At 71.4% G+C, this 17,446-nt stretch carries 14 protein-coding genes; 7 read left to right on the forward strand and 7 right to left on the reverse strand.

The features are described 5' to 3' along the window. Nucleotides 1-99: 99 nt before the first annotated feature. Complete coding sequence (locus AOM06_RS04740) at nt 100-519, reverse strand: nitroreductase family deazaflavin-dependent oxidoreductase (protein WP_062303414.1); 420 nt, start codon at nt 517-519, stop codon at nt 100-102. Nucleotides 520-581: 62 nt separating this feature from the next. Here AOM06_RS04740 and AOM06_RS04745 point away from each other — a divergent pair, with 62 nt between their 5' ends. Both AOM06_RS04745 and AOM06_RS04750 read left to right on the forward strand, forming a co-directional pair. Further along, nucleotides 582-1,274, forward strand: coding sequence for a glutamine amidotransferase-related protein (locus AOM06_RS04745; protein ID WP_062303417.1), 693 nt, complete (start codon nt 582-584; stop codon nt 1,272-1,274). Beyond that, a complete protein-coding gene (locus tag AOM06_RS04750; RefSeq protein WP_062303420.1) occupies nt 1,271-1,657 on the forward strand; it encodes a DUF3054 domain-containing protein in 387 nt (128 codons plus the stop codon). Before AOM06_RS04745 ends, AOM06_RS04750 begins: the two co-directional genes overlap by 4 nt. A gap of 6 nt (nt 1,658-1,663) precedes the next feature. Here the strand turns inward: AOM06_RS04750 and AOM06_RS04755 are convergent, their stop codons facing one another. Continuing rightward, the gene (locus tag AOM06_RS04755) at nt 1,664-2,623 is read right to left on the reverse strand and encodes a zinc-binding dehydrogenase (protein WP_062303423.1); all 960 of its coding nucleotides are present in this window, start codon (nt 2,621-2,623) and stop codon (nt 1,664-1,666) included. 82 nt (nt 2,624-2,705) lie between these two features. Between AOM06_RS04755 and AOM06_RS04760 the strand changes: the two genes are divergently transcribed. Next, complete coding sequence (locus AOM06_RS04760; protein ID WP_062303425.1) at nt 2,706-3,185, forward strand: cupin domain-containing protein; 480 nt, start codon at nt 2,706-2,708, stop codon at nt 3,183-3,185. A 19-nt stretch (nt 3,186-3,204) separates the two neighbouring features. Here AOM06_RS04760 and AOM06_RS04765 read toward each other — a convergent pair whose 3' ends face one another. The 5 genes from AOM06_RS04765 to pta form a co-directional block, all read right to left on the reverse strand. Continuing rightward, nucleotides 3,205-5,289, reverse strand: a complete 2,085-nt coding sequence (locus AOM06_RS04765; protein ID WP_062303428.1) for a methyl-accepting chemotaxis protein — start codon at nt 5,287-5,289, stop codon at nt 3,205-3,207. Nucleotides 5,290-5,482: 193 nt separating this feature from the next. Continuing rightward, a complete protein-coding gene (locus AOM06_RS04770) occupies nt 5,483-7,297 on the reverse strand; it encodes a hypothetical protein (RefSeq protein ID WP_062303431.1) in 1,815 nt (604 codons plus the stop codon). Between the two features lie 185 nt (nt 7,298-7,482). Continuing rightward, nucleotides 7,483-9,939: a phosphoketolase family protein gene (locus tag AOM06_RS04775; protein WP_062303433.1), complete on the reverse strand. Its 2,457-nt coding sequence runs from the start codon at nt 9,937-9,939 to the stop codon at nt 7,483-7,485. 185 nt (nt 9,940-10,124) lie between these two features. Continuing rightward, a complete protein-coding gene (locus tag AOM06_RS04780; protein WP_062303436.1) occupies nt 10,125-11,261 on the reverse strand; it encodes an acetate/propionate family kinase in 1,137 nt (378 codons plus the stop codon). Further along, entirely contained in the window at nt 11,258-13,336 is a 2,079-nt protein-coding gene (pta, locus tag AOM06_RS04785) for a phosphate acetyltransferase (protein WP_062303438.1), read from the reverse strand. The genes AOM06_RS04780 and pta overlap by 4 nt, the downstream gene beginning before the upstream one ends. Before the next feature lie 192 nt (nt 13,337-13,528). Between pta and AOM06_RS14930 the strand changes: the two genes are divergently transcribed. The 4 genes from AOM06_RS14930 to guaA are packed head-to-tail and all read left to right on the forward strand — an operon-like array spanning nt 13,529 to nt 17,392. Continuing rightward, nucleotides 13,529-14,698, forward strand: a complete 1,170-nt coding sequence (locus AOM06_RS14930) for a GGDEF domain-containing protein (RefSeq protein ID WP_062303441.1) — start codon at nt 13,529-13,531, stop codon at nt 14,696-14,698. Further along, on the forward strand, nt 14,695-15,480 hold the full coding sequence (locus AOM06_RS04795; protein ID WP_062303444.1) for an SURF1 family protein: 786 nt from the start codon (nt 14,695-14,697) through the stop codon (nt 15,478-15,480). Before AOM06_RS14930 ends, AOM06_RS04795 begins: the two co-directional genes overlap by 4 nt. Next, complete coding sequence (locus AOM06_RS04800) at nt 15,477-15,824, forward strand: DUF3817 domain-containing protein (RefSeq protein ID WP_062303446.1); 348 nt, start codon at nt 15,477-15,479, stop codon at nt 15,822-15,824. The genes AOM06_RS04795 and AOM06_RS04800 overlap by 4 nt, the downstream gene beginning before the upstream one ends. Next, the gene (gene guaA, locus AOM06_RS04805) at nt 15,821-17,392 is read left to right on the forward strand and encodes a glutamine-hydrolyzing GMP synthase (protein ID WP_062303449.1); all 1,572 of its coding nucleotides are present in this window, start codon (nt 15,821-15,823) and stop codon (nt 17,390-17,392) included. The genes AOM06_RS04800 and guaA overlap by 4 nt, the downstream gene beginning before the upstream one ends. The last annotated feature ends 54 nt before the right edge of the window (nt 17,393-17,446 follow it).

The raw sequence follows: 17,446 nt of genomic DNA on the forward strand, positions 1-17,446 counted from the left end.
CGCCACACCGCGACCGGCGTGTCGCCGGCGTGTCGGCGCTGCAGGTCTGGCGTCGACGGCGGTGCGCGGAGCGACGTGTGGCGGAGCCGTAGCGACGGGTCAGGCGCGCTCGAGCACCACCACGGGGATCTCGCGATCGGTGCGCTCCTGGTAGGAGTCGTAGTCGGGCCACGCGTCGACCATCGCGGCCCACATCGCGGGCTTCTCCTCGGCGGTGGCGATGCGCGCGCGGGCGGTGAACCTCTCGGCCTTGATCTGCACGGCGACCTCGGGGTTCGCCTCGAGGTTGAGGAACCATGCCGGCGGTGCGTCGGAGCCTCCCCGCGACGCGACCACGAGGTACGCGCCGCCCTGTTCCCGGTAGATCAGCGGGCTGGTGCGCGCCTCGCCGCTCCTGCGGCCCGTGGTGGTGAGCAGCAGGACTGTGGTGCCCCGGCGCCAGTCGTGGCCGTCCGCGCCGTCGGTCTCGAGGTAGCGCGCGACATGTGCGGGGCCGTGGAGGTCGATCGCGGAGGTCATGTGCTCCATTGTGCGCATGAGGCGCGGCGCCGCGCAGTGCGGTCGCGGCTACGCTCCCAGGCATGAGATGCGTCGCGATCCGCCATGTCGCCTTCGAGGACCTCGGCATCTGGGAGGCGGAGATCGCGGCGCACGGCTACGAGGTGGTCTACCTCGACTCCGGGGTCGACGATCTCGCGCCGTTCGCGTCCGCCGAGCTCGGCATCGTGCTCGGCGGGCCCGTCGGGGTCGCCGACATCGACGACTACCCCGTGCTCGCCGAGGAGGCCGCGCTGCTGCGCTCGCGCGTGACGTCGGGCATGCCCACCCTCGCCGTCTGCCTGGGTGCGCAGCTGCTCGCGCACGCGCTCGGCGGCACGGTCGAGCATGGCGAGCCCGAGGTCGGCTGGGAGACCGTCGACCTGACGCCCGAGGCCGCCGGCACGCCGCTGCGTCGCCTCGACGGGGCCCCGGTCCTGCACTGGCACGGCGACCGCATCGTCCCTCCCGCGGGCGCGACCGTGCTGGCCTCGACCTCCGCGACCCCGTGCCAGGCCTTCGCGTACGGCTCCGCGCTCGCGCTCCAGTTCCATCCCGAGGTGGACGCGGAGCGCATCGAGCGGTGGCTCATCGGCCATACCGGCGAGCTGCGCTCGCTCGGGGTGTCGGTGACGGGGCTGCGGGAGCGGTCGCGCGAGGTCGGGGACGATGCGGCGGTGGCCGGGATCCTCATGATCCGGGACTGGCTGCGGGGGCCGGGAAGGGGCAAGGCATGAACCTCAGGCAGGCCGCGGCGGGAGCGGCGGCGCTCGATGCGGGCGCGATCGTGGTGTTCGCCGCGATCGGGCGCGCGAGCCATGACGAGGGCATCCTGGGCCCCGGCGGATCCGGGCTCGCGACGACGGTCTGGCCGTTCGCCGCGGGAGCCGCGCTCGGATGGGTGCTCGCGCGTGGGTGGAAGAGGCCATGCGATTGGCGGCGCACGGGCCTGGTCGTCTGGGCGTCGACCCTGGCGGGCGGCATGGCGCTGCGTGCCGCGAGCGGTCAGGGTGTGCAGGTCTCGTTCGTGATCGTCGCGGGGACGTTCCTCGCGGCCGCGCTGATCGGGTGGCGCGTGGTGTCCGGCGCGATCGCGAAGCGGCGGGGGCTCCCGGGCTGAGACCGCCTACGCGGTCACGACGACCTTGCCCACCTGCTCGCCCGAGACCACCCGCGCCACCGCATCGCGCGCATGCGCGAGGGGATGCACGCCGTCGATGGTGGGACGCAGGCCGGTGCGCACCAGGAAGGCCATGAGCGAGGCGAGGTCCTCGCGCGTGCCCATCGTGACGCCCTGGATGCGGAGCTCGTGGAAGAAGACGCGGGTGAGCAGCGCGGGGTCGGGATCGCCCGTGGTGTGGCCCGCGATCGCGATGGTCCCGCCGTTCCTCACGCTCGCGATCGAGTGCTTCCAGGTCGCCTTGCCCACCGTCTCGATCACCGCGTCGACACGGCGCGGCAGCCTGGCGCCCGGCTCCACCGCCGCGACGGCGCCCATCCCCACGGCGGCCGCGCGCTTGGCCTCCGACCGGGACGTCGCGTAGACCTCGAGCCCGGCCGCCGCGCCGAGCGCGATCGCCGCGCTCGCGACGCCGCCTCCCGCGCCCTGGACCAGCAGCGACTGCCCGGGCTTGAGGTCCGCTCCGTGGAAGAGCATCCGGTACGCGGTGAGCCACGCCGTGGGGAGGCACGCGGCCTCCTCCCACGTGAGCTCGGCGGGCTTGGGGATGAGGTTCGCCGTCGGCACCGCGACCCGCTCGGCGAGCGTGCCGGGGTAGCGCTCCGAGAGGATCGAGCGCGGCTCGCGCGGGCCCACGCCGTGGCCGTCCGCGCCGATGACGCCGTGCACCACCACCTCGGCGCCGTCGTCCGTGACCCCCGCCGCGTCGCAGCCCAGGATCATCGGCAGCTGCGTCTCCGCGAGCCCCACCCCGCGCAGCGACCACACGTCGTGGTGGTTGATGCTCGCGGCGCGCACCGTCACGGTGCTCCAGTGCTCGCGCGGCTCCGGCTCGGGCCGTTCGCCCACCTCGAGCGCGCTGGCGGGGTCGTCGGGGGAGAAGCGGGCGGCATAGGCGGCGAGCATGCCTCTCACCCTAGGACGATGCGCGGGCGGCCGCCGGGACCCAGGTCGCGCATCGTCACCGCCGACGCACGATGATGAGCGCATGGGCATCGACAGGACGATCGTGACCGACGGGAGCGACCTCGCACCCGAGCACCAGGAGGCCGGAGCCTTCGAGTACCGCAAGCGGCTGGTGGTCCCGCGGGCGGGCAACCAGGCGACCGTGGCGTTCATGGAGATCCCGCCGGGCCGGTCCGGCTACCCGTACCACTGGCACGAGGGAGTGACCGAGGTCTACGTGATCCTCGCGGGCTCCGGCACGCTGCGCACGCCCGAGGGCGACCGGCGCGTGGAGGCCGGGGACGTGGTGGTGCTGCCGCCGGGTCTCGCCGGCGCGCACCGGCTCACCAACGACGGCACCGAGGTGCTGCGGTACGTCGACGTCGACACGACGAGCGACCCGGACGTGACCCACTACCCCGACTCCGGGAAGGCGGGCCTCATCCTCGGCGGCGTCGCCGTCGCATTCCACCGCGACGGCGACGCGGTCCCGTACTACGACGGGGAGCCGGACGCCGGGTAGGCGCCGGAGCGGGGGCACCCTAGGCGAGCACGAACTTCTCGACGCCCGTCGCGAGGTCGCTCGCGATCCCGGTGAGCCCCGTCACCACGCCGCCGACCTCGTCGGCGCTGCGGCGCGCGCTCTCCGCCGAGTCGGACAGCTGGTGCGCGGCGGTCGAGATCTCGCTCGCGCCGTCGGCCGCGACCACCAGGTTGCGCTCGACCTCGGTGGTGGTCGCGCTCTGCTGCTCGATCGCGGCGGAGATCGACGACTGGTGCTCGTCGACCCGCGCGATCGATCCGGCGACGCGCTCCACCGCGGCCTGGACCTCGGCGGAGTCCTTCGCGACGTGCTCGAGCACCGGGCGGATGGTCTCGATCGCGCTCGCGGTCTGCTGCGCGAGGTCCTTGACCTCGTTCGCCACCACCGCGAAGCCCTTGCCCGCCTCGCCGGCGCGTGCGGCCTCGATGGTCGCGTTGAGCGCGAGCAGGTTGGTCTGTGCGGCGATGGCCGTGATGGTGGTGAGCACCGAGGCGATGCGCGAGGACGAGTCCTCGAGGCGGCCCGAGAGCGCCGCCGCCTCGTCGGTGGTCTGGACCGCCGTGCGGGTCTCGCCCGTCGCGGCATGCACATCGCGCGCCACGGACTCGATGGTGGTGCGCATCTCGATCATCGCGGCGCTGACCGACTGGACCTCGAGGCTCATCGCGGTCGCGGTCTGCGCGGCGCTGCCGGCGTGGGTCGCGGTGAGCGAGGCATCCCCCTGGAGGTCGGTGCTCGAGCCGTGCAGCTGGTCGGCGGTGGTGCGCACCGACTCGGCGCCCGTGCGCAGGCTGGTGACCGTGTCGCGCATCGCGATGATCGTCGCGCCGAGCGCGTCGCCCATGCGGCCGATCTCGTCGCCTCCCTCGGCCGCGAAGTCGCGCGAGAGGTCATGGTCCGCGACGCGGTGCAGGGCGGCGGTGATGCGCTGGACGCGGCCCACGATGCGGCCGGACACGACCACGATGAGGCCGACGGCGAGCGCCGACACCACGAGGCCCACGATGAGCAGCGTGCGCGTCAGCGCCGCGATGCCCTCCGAGAGGTGGTTGGGCACCACCTCGAGCTCGCTGTCGAGGCCCCAGGCGGCGATGGTCCAGCCCCACGGCGCGTAGCGGGCGACCTCGACGTGCGCGCCGTCGGTCGCGAGGTCGAGATGGGTCGCCGCGGTCGCGGCCTCGTCCTCGAGGGACGCCTCGGCATCGGCCAGAGCGGTGGTGATCGCCTCGTCCGCGACCGTGCCGGACTCGGTGCCGGGCGGCGGCACCACCCAGGCTCCCGCGGCGTCCGTCACAGTGACGTAGCCGGTCTGGCCGACGGTCATCTCGGCCAGGGCGGCACGCAGGTGCGTGTCGACCGCGGCCTGAGGCAGTCCCACGAAGATCGCGCCCGTGACCTCGTCACCCTCCATGATCGGCGCGTACGCCGTCACGTACTGCTCGCCCACCACGGTCGCGGTGCCGTAGAACGGGTTGCCCGACATCAGCGCGGAGACCACGGCGTTCGGCGTGCCGTCGGCGTTCGTCGCGCCGATGTAGGTGCCGATGGCGCGCGAGCCGTCGGAGCCCGGCACGGTGGTCGCCACGCGCAGCATGTCGCCCGCATCGTTCATGCGCTGGAAGACGGTGGTGGCGGCGCCGAGGAGGTCGGTGACCGTGTCGACCACGGGCACCGGGGTGCTCAGGTCCGCGACCTTGCCCAGGTCCTGGCCTCCGACGAGGAGGCGGGGCAGCGTCACCTCGGTGACCTCTCCCGTGCTCTGGTTCGTCGCCTGCCACGTGCGCGGCTGGCCGTGGGAGACCTCGCCCATGGTCGCCATGATCGCCTGCGCGACGGAGAGCTCCGACTCCATGCGCGACGTCACGGCGTCCACCTGGCTCGACACCAGCTGACGGGCCGAGCGCGCGGTCTGCTCCATCGAGGCGGCGTTGAGCTGCTGCACGTCCTCGGTGGCCTGGTCCGCCAGGCTCTGCGCCTGCATGGTGCCCACGGCGGTCAGGGCGATGGACGAGCCGAGCACGGCGACCGCGCCGAGCGCGACGAGCTGGAGGCGCAGGCTGGTGCGCAAGGACGGGAGCGGCATGAGGGGCCTTCCGGAGCGGGATGACGGGGATCATCCGTCCCATCGGCCGAGGGCTGTCGATGTGAGACGTCGAAACGCAGAGTTAACCTGCCGCTTTACGGCCCCTCATGTCGAATCTCCCGCACACGACGAGGGGCCGACGCGCCGGGCGACCCGGCGCATCGGCCCCTCGATGCTGCTGTGCTGCTCGCGCCTAGACGAGCTTCTTGTAGGTGTAGACCGCGGTGAACGTGTTCACCTGCGCCCACGCGTACTCGCCGAGGCCCACGGTCAGGTAGACCTTCTTCGACGTCGCGGGCAGTTTGAGCGTGCCGAGGCCCTGGATGCCCTCCTGCGCGAAGCCGATCTTGGCGGTCCCAGTCGAGGTCCTGTCGTAGCTCCAGAGGGTGTCGCCGTACAGGCTCTCCCAGTCGGCGAGCACCTTGACCGAGGCGCCGCCGAGCTTCTGACCGGCCACCACCTCGGCGGGCACGGAGATGCTTCCCGTGGCCATCAGCGCCAGGTCGTCGTAGTCGTAGGCGTCCTCGCTCCAGCAGAAGACGTCGCCGACGCGGTCGTAGCTCGACTCGCAGTAGCCGTCGTAGTAGTAGTCGAAGGGCACGTACGACGTGAGGACGGCGCCCGCCTTGTGCGTCACCTTCTTGGTCGCGGTGACCAGCTTCTTCTTGCTGACGTTGACCGTCGTCTTCGTGGTCTTGGTGGTGCCCTGGGGGCCCTTCAGCGCGACCGTGACGGTGTAGGTGCCGGGCACGATCGCGCCGTTGGCCAGGCCGCCCCACGTGAAGGTCCGCTTCGCGGACGAGGTGAGGTTCCACGACTTCACGGTGGTGCCGTTGCGCGCGATGGTGACCTTGCCCGTCGTGGGCACCACCCTGCCCGTGGTTGAGGTCGGCGTGACGGTGAAGGACACCGTGTCGTTGTAGGAGTCCTTGACCGGGTAGACCGTGGCGACGCTCTTGGTGAGGCCCACGCTCTTGACCGCGGTGTTCACCACCGTGACGGTGATCGTGGCAGTCTGCGTGCCGCCCTCGGGGCCGCGGAGCGCGGTCTTCACGGTGTACGTGCCGGGGACCACCTTGCCGTCGGCGAGGCCGCCCCACGTGAAGGTCTTCTTCGCGGAGGACGTGAGCTTCCACGACTTCACGGTCTTGCCGTCACGGATGATCGCGACGCTGCCGGTCGCAGGGAAGACCTTGCCGGTGGTGGTCGTGGGCGTGACGGTGAGGCTCACCGTGTCGCGGTACGAGTCCTTGTACGGGTAGACCGTGCTCGCGCTGCGGGCCAGGGACACGCCCGTCACCGAGGTGCGCTTGAGCGTGAGGGGCGCCGAGTCCGTGAGCTCGACGTCCTCGGCCGCGAGGACCGTCGCCGTCACGGCGCCGGTGCCGGCGGTGAGGCTCGACGCGGGGATGACCGCGGTCCCGGGCGCGTCGGTCGTCGACACGATCGGGGCGGTGAAGGTCTTGGGGCCGATCGCGGCCGTCACGGTGCCGGAGAACGGCACAGGCAGGCCCAGCTCATCGAACGCGGTGACCGACGCGGTCGTCGTCGTCGGCGTCGCGCCGGTCCACGAGTAGATGGTGGAGGCGGACAGCTTGAGGGACATGTCCACCGGGTTGCCGTCGCTCACGCTGATGATCGAGATGACCGGATCGCCGACGGCCGGCCGGACCATGAGCTCGTATCCGCCGTAGTGCAGCGTGTCCACCGGCACCTTGTACGTCTGCGGTGTGTCCGGGTTGATCTCGCGGGGCGCGAACGCGAGCACGGTGTCACCGCCCGGGCCGACCTCCGCCACGGTGGCGCTCACGGTGGTCGCGATGTCGGACGTGACGGTGACCGTGGTCTCGTCGCGCACGCCGTCGCCGGCGGGGAGTGCGAGGGCGTCGGCGAAGCCGATCGTCAGGGTGGCGGCGTCCTCGGCGGATGCCGCCGTGGCGAGGCCCGTGAAGGCGAGTGCGGACGCGGCGACAACCGCCAGCGTGCGCGCACCGAGACGTGTGATCAAGGTGGTGTTCCCCCAGTCATATGCGATTGTGCGCGCGAGTGTATCGCTACCCGGCGACGAAGCGCCGTAGGAGGCCCAGCGCATCGGCGGCTCGCGACGACCAGGGGTACGACGAGGGGCCGATGCGCCGGGATCGCCCCGGCCCATCGGCCCCTGTGCTGCGGCGTGGCGCCGCGTGCTCCGTGCTACTCGTTGTCGCCGTCGGTCGCGAGCGCGCCCGAGAGCTTCGCCTGCACCTCGGTGCCGGCACCCGACCAGACCCACTCGGCGACCTCGGGGAGGTCGGCGCCGGTCTCGTACGCGTAGCGCTGGGCCTCGAAGCGCTTGTCCTGCAGCTTCTGGCGCAGCGACGCGGCGCGGCTGCCGAGCGACGGGACGCGGTCGATGACGTCCATGACCAGGTGGTACCGGTCGATGTCGTTGACCATCGCCATGTCGAAGGGCGAGGTGGTGGTGCCCTCCTCCTTGAAGCCGCGGACATGCAGGTTCTCGTGCCCGTTGCGGCGGTACGTGAGGCGGTGGATGAGCCACGGGTAGCCGTGGTAGTTCATGATGATCGGCTTGTCCGCGGTGAACAGCTGGTCGAACTCCCGGTCGGTCATGCCGTGCGGGTGCTCCTTCTCCGGCTGCAGGCGCATGAGGTCGACCACGTTGACCATGCGGACCTTGAGCTCCGGCAGCTCCTCGCGGATGATGTCGATCGCCGCGAGGACCTCCATGGTCGGCACGTCGCCGATGCCGCACATCACCACGTCGGGCTCCTCGCCCAGCGGCACGTTGGAGGCGAACTCCCAGATGCCGGCGCCGCGCGCGAAGTGGTTCTCCGCCTCCTCGATGGTGAGCCACTGCGCCTGGGGCTGCTTGCCGGCGACGACCACGTTGACGCGGTCGCGGCTGCGCAGGCAGTGGTCGTAGGTCGCGAGCAGGGTGTTCGCGTCGGCGGGGAGGTACACGCGCACCACCTCCGCCTTCTTGTTCACCACGTGGTCGATGAAGCCCGGGTCCTGGTGAGAGAAGCCGTTGTGGTCCTGGCGCCACACGTGGCTCGAGAGCAGGTAGTTGAGCGACGGGATGGGCCGGCGCCACGGCAGCTCGTGGGCGACCTTGAGCCACTTGGCGTGCTGGTTGAACATCGAGTCGACGATGTGGATGAACGCCTCGTACGAGGTGAACAGGCCGTGGCGACCGGTGAGGTTGTAGGCCTCGAGCCAGCCCTGGCACTGGTGCTCCGACAGCATCTCGACCACGCGGCCGTTGTGGCCCATCGGGCCGTCGTCGGGGTCGATCTCCGCGTTCCACACCTTCTGGGTCACGTCGAGGACCGCCTGGATGCGGTTCGAGGCGAGCTCGTCGGGCGCGAAGATGCGGAAGTTGTCGGGGTTGCGCTCCATGACGCCCTTGAGGAAGTCGCCGAGCGTGCGGGTCGCCTCGCCGATCTCCGCGCCGGGGGCCGGCACGTCCACCGCGTAGTCGCGGTAGTCGGGCATGACCAGGTCCTTCATGAGCAGGCCGCCGTTGGCCTCGGGACGGGCCGACATGCGCAGCTCGCCCTGCGGGACCGTGCCGAGCACCTCGGGCTTGACCACGCCGTGCTCGTCGAACAGGTCCTCGGGGCCGTACGACTGCAGCCACGCCTCGAGGGTGTGGAGGTGGTCGTCGGTGTCGCGGGCGTTGGACAGCGGCACCTGGTGCGCGCGCCACGAGCCCTCGGTGCGCTTGCCGTCGATCGACGGGGGGCACGTCCAGCCCTTGGGGGTGCGCAGCACGATCATGGGCCACTTGGGGCGGTCCATCTGCGGGTTGACCTTGGCCTCGGCCTTGATCGCCGCGATCTCGTCCATGACCTCGTCCATCAGCTCCGCGTAGCGGCGGTGGAAGGACTCGGGCGACTCCTCGTCGAAGCCGGCGGTGAAGAAGTGCGGCTTGTGGCCGTAGCCCACCATGAGGGCCTCGAGCTCGTCGTCGCCGATGCGCGCGAGGACCGTCGGGTTGGCGATCTTGTAGCCGTTGAGGTGCAGGATCGGCAGCACGACGCCGTCGGTGGCCGGGTTGATGAACTTGTTCGAGTGCCAGCTGGTCGCGAGCGGGCCGGTCTCGGCCTCGCCGTCGCCCACGACGGCCGCGACCAGCAGGTCCGGGTTGTCGAAGGCCGCGCCGTACGCGTGGCTCAGCGCGTAGCCGAGCTCGCCGCCCTCGTGGATCGAGCCGGGGGTCTCGGGCGCGACGTGCGACGGGATGCCGCCGGGGAACGAGAACTGCTTGAACAGGCGCTGCAGGCCGCGCGCGTCCTCGGAGATCTCGGGGTAGGTCTCGTTGTACGTGCCCTCGAGGTAGCTCGCGGCGACCAGACCGGGACCGCCGTGGCCGGGGCCGATGATGTACATCGTCGGCTGCTGGCGCGACGTGATCATGCGGTTGAGGTGCGTGTAGATGAAGTTGAGGCCCGGCGTGGTGCCCCAGTGGCCCACGAGGCGCTTCTTCACATGGTCGCGGTGCAGCGGCTCCCTGAGCAGCGGGTTGTCCAGCAGGTAGATCTGCCCCACCGACATGTAGTTCGCCGTGCGCCACCACAGGTCGATGGCCTCGACCTCGGCATCGCTGACGGAATCCGCAGTGCGGGGGGACCAGGGCTTCGGTGCCATTTCTCCTCCAGTTCGGGTACCCGCTCATCGTTCCATGGTGAACGTTCACACGGCGCGGCGAAGGTCCCGCATCGTCCCTTTCGACAGAGGCAACGGAAACCAGAACGACACGCGGGTGGGAGGCCCGTTTCCGGGGCCTCCCACCCGCGTGTCGAGGTGAGATCCGTTGCGGCTGTCAGAGGGGGTCAGGAGACCGAGGCCACCGACTGGAGCGCGATCTCGCGCTCCTCGTTGGTGGGCACCACCCAGATCTGGACCGGCGAGGCGTCGGTCGAGACGAGCGTCGCCTGCTTCTTGCGGCCGTCGTTGCGCTCGAGGTCCAGCTCGATGCCCAGGCCCGCGAGCCCACGCGTCGCGAGCTCGCGCACGCCGTGGTCGTTCTCGCCCACGCCCGCGGTGAAGACGATCGCGTCGACGCGGCCCATCTCGGCGAGGTACTTGCCGATGTAGCCCTTGATGCGACGCCCGTACACCTCGAGGCCGAGCTGCGCCGCGGCGTCGCCCTGGTCCGCGGCAGTCCAGACATCGCGCATGTCGGAGTACCCGGTGAGGCCGAGCATGCCGGACTGGCGGTTGAGGAGGGCGTCGACCTCGTCGACGTCCATGCCCGCGGTGCGACCGAGGTGCATCACGACGGCCGGGTCGATGTCGCCCGAGCGCGTGCCCATGACGAGGCCCTCGAGCGGGGTGAGGCCCATCGAGGTGTCCACCGAGACACCACCCTGGACCGCGCACGCCGACGCGCCGTTGCCCAGGTGGAGCACGATGATGTTGACGTCCTTGGGGTCCTTGCCCATGAGCCGCGCGGTCTCGCGCGACACGTAGGCGTGCGACGTGCCATGGAAGCCGTAGCGGCGCACGCCGTGCTCCTCGGCCACACGGCGGTCGATCGCGTACGTGTACGCCGCCTCGGGCAGCGTCGCGTGGAACGCGGTGTCGAACACCACCACGTGCGGGATGTCGGGGAACGCGGCACGGGCGGCCGTGATGCCCGCGAGGTTCGCCGGGTTGTGCAGCGGCGCGAGCGTCGACAGCTTGGCGATGTGGTCCTCGACCTCGTCCGTGACGACGGTCGGGGCCGTGAACTCCGAGCCGCCCTGCACCACGCGGTGGCCCACGACGGTGAGCGTCGAGAGGTCGACGCCGGAGTCCGGCTGGGAGAGGTCGGCGATGATCTGGCGCACGCCCTCGTTGTGGTCGGTCACGCGCTCGACCAGGCCGGACGCGAGGGGCGCGTCCTGGGCGGTGTCCACCACCTGGTACTTGATCGAGCTGGAGCCGCAGTTGAGGACGAGGGCGATGCCCGTGTAGTTGACGCTCACGCGTTGCCTTCCGAGGAGTCGAGGTTCTGAGCCTGGATCGCGGTGATCGCGACCGTGTTGACGATGTCCTGCACGAGCGCGCCGCGCGAGAGGTCGTTGACCGGCTTGCGCAGGCCCTGCAGGACGGGGCCGACGGCGACCGCTCCCGCGGAGCGCTGCACGGCCTTGTAGGTGTTGTTGCCGGTGTTGAGGTCCGGGAAGACCAGCACCGTCGCCTGACCCGCCACGGGCGAGTCGGGAGCCTTCGAGCGCGCGACGGAGGGCTCCACCGCCGCGTCGTACTGCATCGGCCCGTCGACCAGGAGGTCGGGGCGGCGCTCCTTGACCAGGCGCGTCGCCTCCCGGACCTTGTCGACGTCCGACCCCGAGCCGGACTCGCCGGTCGAGTAGGACAGCATCGCGACCTTGGGCTCGACGCCGAACTGAGCGGCTGTGTCCGCCGAGGAGATCGCGATGTCCGCGAGCTGCTCCGCGGTCGGGTCGGGGTTGACGGCGCAGTCGCCGTAGACCAGCACGCGGTCCGCGAGGCACATGAAGAACACCGACGAGACCACGGACACGCCCGGGACCGTCTTGATGATCTGGAACGACGGGAGGATGGTGTGCGCGGTCGTGTGGGCGGCGCCCGAGACCATGCCGTCCGCGAGGCCCAGCTCGACCATCATCGTGCCGAAGTAGCTGACGTCCTGGACGCGGTCGCGCGCTGCCTCGAGCGTCGCGCCCTTGGCCTTGCGCATCTCGTAGTACTCGGCGGCGAACCGCTCGACGTACTCCGGGTCCTGCGGGGACAGGACGCGCGCGGCGTCGAGCTCGAGCCCCAGCTCCGCGGCGCGGGCGCGCACGGACTGCTCGTTGCCGAGGATGGTCAGGTCGACCACGTCACGGGTGAGCAGGGACGATGCGGCGCGCAGGATGCGGTCGTCGCCGCCCTCAGGGAGGACGATGTGCTGCTTGCGCGAGCGCGCACGGTCCAGCAGGTCGTACTCGAACATGAGCGGCGTGATGACGTCCGTGCGGGCGACGTCGAGCACCTCGCGGAGCTTGTCGGCGTCGACGCGCTGCTCGAACATCGCGAGCGCGGTGTCGACCTTGAGCTGGCTCTCGCGCGACAGGCGGCCCTTGGTGGCGGAGCAGCGGCGTGCCGTCTCGAACGTGTCGAGCTCGGTGCGGATCACCGGCAGCGGCGAGCCGAGGCCCTCGAGCAGGCGGCGGACCGCGGAGCGCGGCTCGAGCCCGCCGGTGAGGATGACACCCGACAGGGCGGGGAAGCCCTCCGCGCCGTGCGCCGCGAGGAGCGCGAGCACCGTGTCCGAGCGGTCGCCGGGGACCAGCACCACGGAGCCGTCCTCGAGGCGGTCGAGCAGGTTCGACGTGGTCATCGCGCCGACCATGATCCCGCGCGACTCGCGCGACAGGAGAGCCGGGTCGCCCGTGATGAGCTCGCCCTCGACGGCCTCGACCAGCTGGTTCATCGACGGCGCGATGAGCAGCGGGTCCTCGGGCAGCACTCCCAGGCGCAGCGCGTCGGGGAGGTTCGCGGCGATGGTCTCGGCGTCGGCCGGGTTGCAGCGGTTGACGAAGATCCCGGAGATGTGGGCGTGCGAGCCCACGAGCTCGAGGCGCGCCTGGTCGATGACCTGGGCGACCTCGGCCGGCGTGCGCTCGTTGCCGTGCACGACGAGCACGACGGGGGCGCCGAGGTTCGCCGCGACGCGGCCGTTGAACTCGAGCTCGGCCGCCGCCGAGACGTCCGTGTAGTCGGTACCCACGATCACGACGGCGTCGCACTTGCGCTCGACCTCGTGATAGCGCGACACGATGGTCGCGAGGGCCTTCTCGGGGTCGGCGTGGACGTCCTCGTAGCGGACGCCGATCGCCTCCTCGTAGCTGAGGTCGATGCTGTCGTGTCCCAGAAGGAGCTGGAGGACGTAGTCGGATCCATCCGCGACGCGGGCGACCGGACGGAAGATTCCGACCCGTCCTACCTGCTTCGCGAGGAGATTGGTGATGCCGAGCGCGATGGTGGACTTCCCCGTGTCGCCTTCGGCCGATGCGATGTAGATGCTTCGTGCCACGCCCCTATGGTTCCACGGATGGCCGGGACCTTCGCGGCCAGAGGTCCCGGAGACGCCGTGACACCATGCCCCTCCGGCCGCTCGCGGGAGCGATCGCCCCCCTGGTTGCGTACGCTGGTCGTAGCGGTCCCGCTGAGGGGTTGGGCCGCGAGTCGCGCCACCGGCACGGCGGTGCGGCCGGAGGGAGGCGCGATGGGACCGGGGGATCCCGAGGCTCAGGGCTCGCGCCTGCCTGCAGCGCTGTCGACCTTCTTCGAGCGCCGCGCGGGCGGTCTGAGCGGCGCGGAGGGCGCCGCGGCAGGCACCGTGCGCACCTTCGCGCTCGTGTCGATCGTCAGCACCGCGCTGTTCACGGTGCGCTACGTCATGGACGATGCGGTCGCGTCCGGACCGCTGCCGTGGCTCAACGGCGTCGAGATCGCGGCGTTCGTCGCGGTGCTCGTGCTCGTCGCCCGCGGTCGCCAGCTGCTGGCCGCGATCGTGTACCTCTCGGCGGCCACCGCGGGCATGCTGTACATGGCGGTCCTCATGGGCTGGGCCTCCGGCCATCACTTCTACCTCATCACCGCCTCCCAGCTGGTGTTCCTCATGTTCACCGAGCGCCAGCGCTCCTGGCGATGGACGTTCGCGGTGCTGTCAGCCGGCGCGTTCGTGTACGCGCAGCTCGCGACCGAGGGGATCGGGCCGTACGCGGACCGCGACCACATCGCCGACACGTTCGCGATCAACGCCGTGGGCACCGCGACGCTCATGTTCATCCTGTCCGTGGTCGCGCATCATCGCGCTCGCGCGGCCCGCGCCGAGGCGGAGAGGCTGGCGGCCCACGCCGAGTTCCTGGCCAACACGGACCCGCTCACGGGGCTCGCGAACCGGCGACCCGTGACGGCACGCCTCGAGGAGCTCGCCGCCGCGGAGGGGCACGCGTACTGCGTCGCGATCGCGGACCTCGACCGCTTCAAGGAGCTCAACGACCTTCACGGGCATGCGTGCGGCGACCGCGTGCTGGCCGAGCTGGGCGACCGCCTGCGCGGCCAGGTCCGCGTGACCGATGCGCTCGGCCGGTGGGGCGGCGAGGAGTTCATCGTGGTGCTCGCGGATTCCACGCTGGCCGACGCAGCCGTCATGATGGAGCGCATGAGAAGGATCGTGGGCGAGCGCCCGATCGTGTGCGGCGACCACGAGCACCAGGTGACGGTGTCGGTGGGCGTCGCCGATGGCGTGGCCGACCGCATGAGCCACCGCGTGGTCAAGCGGGCGGACGACGCGCTCTACGACGCCAAGCAGGCGGGCCGCGACTGCGTCCGCATGCGCCCGCTCGGCGAGCCCGGCTCGTCACGGACGTCGGCACGGCCCGCGAGGTGACGCGGACCGACACCCGCGGCGCCATCCTCTGGGGCCGCGTGATCGCCGCCGTGCTCGTCGTGTCCCTCGCGGTCGGGGTGTGCGGCGCGCTCGGCTGGTGGCAGTGGACGCGGGCGTCGACCACCGGCCGCACGGTGCTCCCGGACCCCGCGGTCGCGCTCGCGGACGTGCTCGCGCCCGCGCAGGCCGCCGGCACCGCGATCGGTCGTCAGGTCACCGTGACGGGCACGTGGGCAGATGAGGATGCCGCCGTGGTCCCGGGCCGCGAGGTCGACGGCGTGGCCGCCGAGATGCTGGTGCGGGCGTTGACCGTGCCGGCCGCGGAGACCGGGACGGGCGAGGAGGCGACCCTCGCGGTGGTGGTCGGGTGGCGCCCCGAGGGCGAGGTCGCCGGCCCGGACGATGCGTGGGGCACGGAGGTCGCGCTCGAGGGCTACCTCCGGGCGCCCGAGGCGTCGACCGCATCGTCCCTCCCGCAGGAGGAGCCCGCGGACGGGACGTTCTGGGCCTCCGCGATGGCCACCTCGGAGCTCGCGCAGGTGTGGCCCGCGCCGATGTACAGCGCGCTGCTGGTGTCCTACGACGGCTCCGCGTCGTGGACGGCGCTCGAGCCGCTGCCGCCCACCACCGAGATCAACTTCCGCTCCGCGGCGTACGCGATCGAGTGGTGGCTGTTCGGAGGCTTCGCGCTGTTCATCACGGCACGCTGGATACGCGACAATGGTCGCGCGCGCCCGGATACCCCGGAGGATGCGCATGCCACCGGAGAGGACCACGCGTGAGCGACGCTTCCAGCAAGATCCCCGGCGCCCTGGCCCGCTACCGCGTGATGGCCTTCGTCACCGGCACGCTGCTCATCGTCGTCTTCCTCGGCATGCTGCGGTACCTGCCCGGCCTCGAGGACCTCAAGGAGACCCTGGACCCCGCGATGCTGGTGATCGCGCAGCTCCACGGCTTCGTCTACATGGTCTACCTGGTCACGGTCCTGCAGCTGTGGCTCCTCATGCGGTGGGATGTCCCGCGCGTGATCTACATGGCGGCGGGCGGAGTGGTCCCGCTGCTGTCGTTCTTCGCCGAGCGCCGCGTCCACGCGGAGGTGCTCGCCAGCCTGGAGGTCAAGAAGTGACTGAGACCCAGCATCGTCCCGTCCTCGTCGTCGACTGCGGCGCGCAGTACGCGCAGCTCATCGCGCGCCGCGTGCGCGAGGCGAACGTGTACTCCGAGGTGGTCCCGCACAGCATGTCGGCGGCCGACATGCTCGCGAAGGACCCCGCCGCGGTGATCCTCTCGGGCGGGCCCTCGTCCGTGTACGAGGACGGCGCCCCGCAGATCGATCCCGCCCTGTTCGAGGCCGGCGTGCCCGTCATGGGCATCTGCTACGGCTTCCAGGCCATGGCGCAGGCCATGGGCGGCACGGTCGCCAAGACGGGCCTGCGCGAGTACGGCCGCACCCAGGCGTCCGTGGGCACCGCGGGCACCGCGCTCGCGGGCAGCCCGGCCGTCCAGGAGGTCTGGATGAGCCACGGCGACTCGGTGCAGTCCGCGCCCCCCGGCTTCGAGGTGCTCGCGACCACCGAGGGCGCGCCCGTCGCGGCCTTCGAGAACCTCGACAAGCGCATGTGCGGCGTGCAGTGGCACCCCGAGGTCAAGCACTCGCCGCTCGGCCAGCACGCGATCGAGAACTTCCTCTACAACGTGGCCGGGCTCCAGCCCGACTGGACGCCGTCGAACGTCATCGACGAGCAGGTCGCGCTCATCCGCGAGCAGGTCGGGGACAAGCGCGTCATCTGCGCGCTCTCGGGTGGCGTGGATTCCGCGGTGGCGGCGGCGCTTGTCCAGAAGGCCGTGGGCGACCAGCTCACGTGCATCCACGTCGACCACGGCCTCATGCGAGCCGGCGAGGTCGAGCAGATCGAGAAGGACTTCGTCGCCTCGACCGGCGTGCGCCTCATCATCCGCGATGAGAAGGAGCGCTTCCTGTCCGCGCTCGCCGGCGTGAGCGACCCCGAGACCAAGCGCAAGATCATCGGCCGCGAGTTCATCCGCGTGTTCGAGGACTCCGCGCGCCAGGTGGTCGAGGAGGCCGGCGCGCACGGCGAGGACGTCGAGTTCCTGGTCCAGGGCACGCTCTACCCCGACGTGGTCGAGTCCGGCGGCGGTGAGGGCGCGGCGAACATCAAGAGCCACCACAACGTGGGCGGCCTTCCCGACGACCTCCAGTTCTCGCTGGTGGAGCCGCTGCGCGCGCTGTTCAAGGACGAGGTCCGCGCGGTGGGCCGTGAGCTGGGCATCCCCGAGGAGATCGTGGGCCGCCAGCCGTTCCCGGGCCCCGGCCTGGGCATCCGCATCATCGGCGAGGTGACGTGGGAGCGCCTCGAGATCCTGCGCCGTGCCGACGCGATCGCGCGCGAGGAGCTCACCAAGGCCGGCCTGGACCAGTCGATCTGGCAGTGCCCCGTGGTGCTGCTCGCGGACGTCCGTTCGGTGGGCGTGCAGGGCGACGGCCGCACCTACGGCCACCCCGTGGTGCTGCGCCCCGTGTCCTCCGAGGACGCCATGACTGCCGACTGGTCGCGCGTGCCCTACGAGGTCCTCGCGCACATCTCCAACCGCATCACCAACGAGGTGTCGGAGGTCAACCGCGTGGTGCTCGACGTCACGAGCAAGCCGCCGGGCACCATCGAGTGGGAGTGACCCGCTCGATCCTCGCGATCGGGGCCCGACGAGGTGCTCAGTGCTCGAATCTGC

It is taken from the genome of Demequina subtropica, from assembly GCF_000971235.1.
Lineage (GTDB): Bacteria > Actinomycetota > Actinomycetes > Actinomycetales > Demequinaceae > Demequina > Demequina subtropica.

Coding starts and splice junctions, on each gene's coding strand:
- AOM06_RS04740 (WP_062303414.1), bottom strand. CDS start 519: ATGACCTCCGCGATCGACCTCCACGGCCCCGCACATGTCGCGCGCTAC.
- AOM06_RS14930 (WP_062303441.1), top strand. CDS start 13,529: ATGGGACCGGGGGATCCCGAGGCTCAGGGCTCGCGCCTGCCTGCAGCG.
- AOM06_RS04775 (WP_062303433.1), bottom strand. CDS start 9,939: ATGGCACCGAAGCCCTGGTCCCCCCGCACTGCGGATTCCGTCAGCGAT.
- AOM06_RS04765 (WP_062303428.1), bottom strand. CDS start 5,289: ATGCCGCTCCCGTCCTTGCGCACCAGCCTGCGCCTCCAGCTCGTCGCG.
- AOM06_RS04755 (WP_062303423.1), bottom strand. CDS start 2,623: ATGCTCGCCGCCTATGCCGCCCGCTTCTCCCCCGACGACCCCGCCAGC.
- AOM06_RS04745 (WP_062303417.1), top strand. CDS start 582: ATGAGATGCGTCGCGATCCGCCATGTCGCCTTCGAGGACCTCGGCATC.
- AOM06_RS04760 (WP_062303425.1), top strand. CDS start 2,706: ATGGGCATCGACAGGACGATCGTGACCGACGGGAGCGACCTCGCACCC.
- AOM06_RS04750 (WP_062303420.1), top strand. CDS start 1,271: ATGAACCTCAGGCAGGCCGCGGCGGGAGCGGCGGCGCTCGATGCGGGC.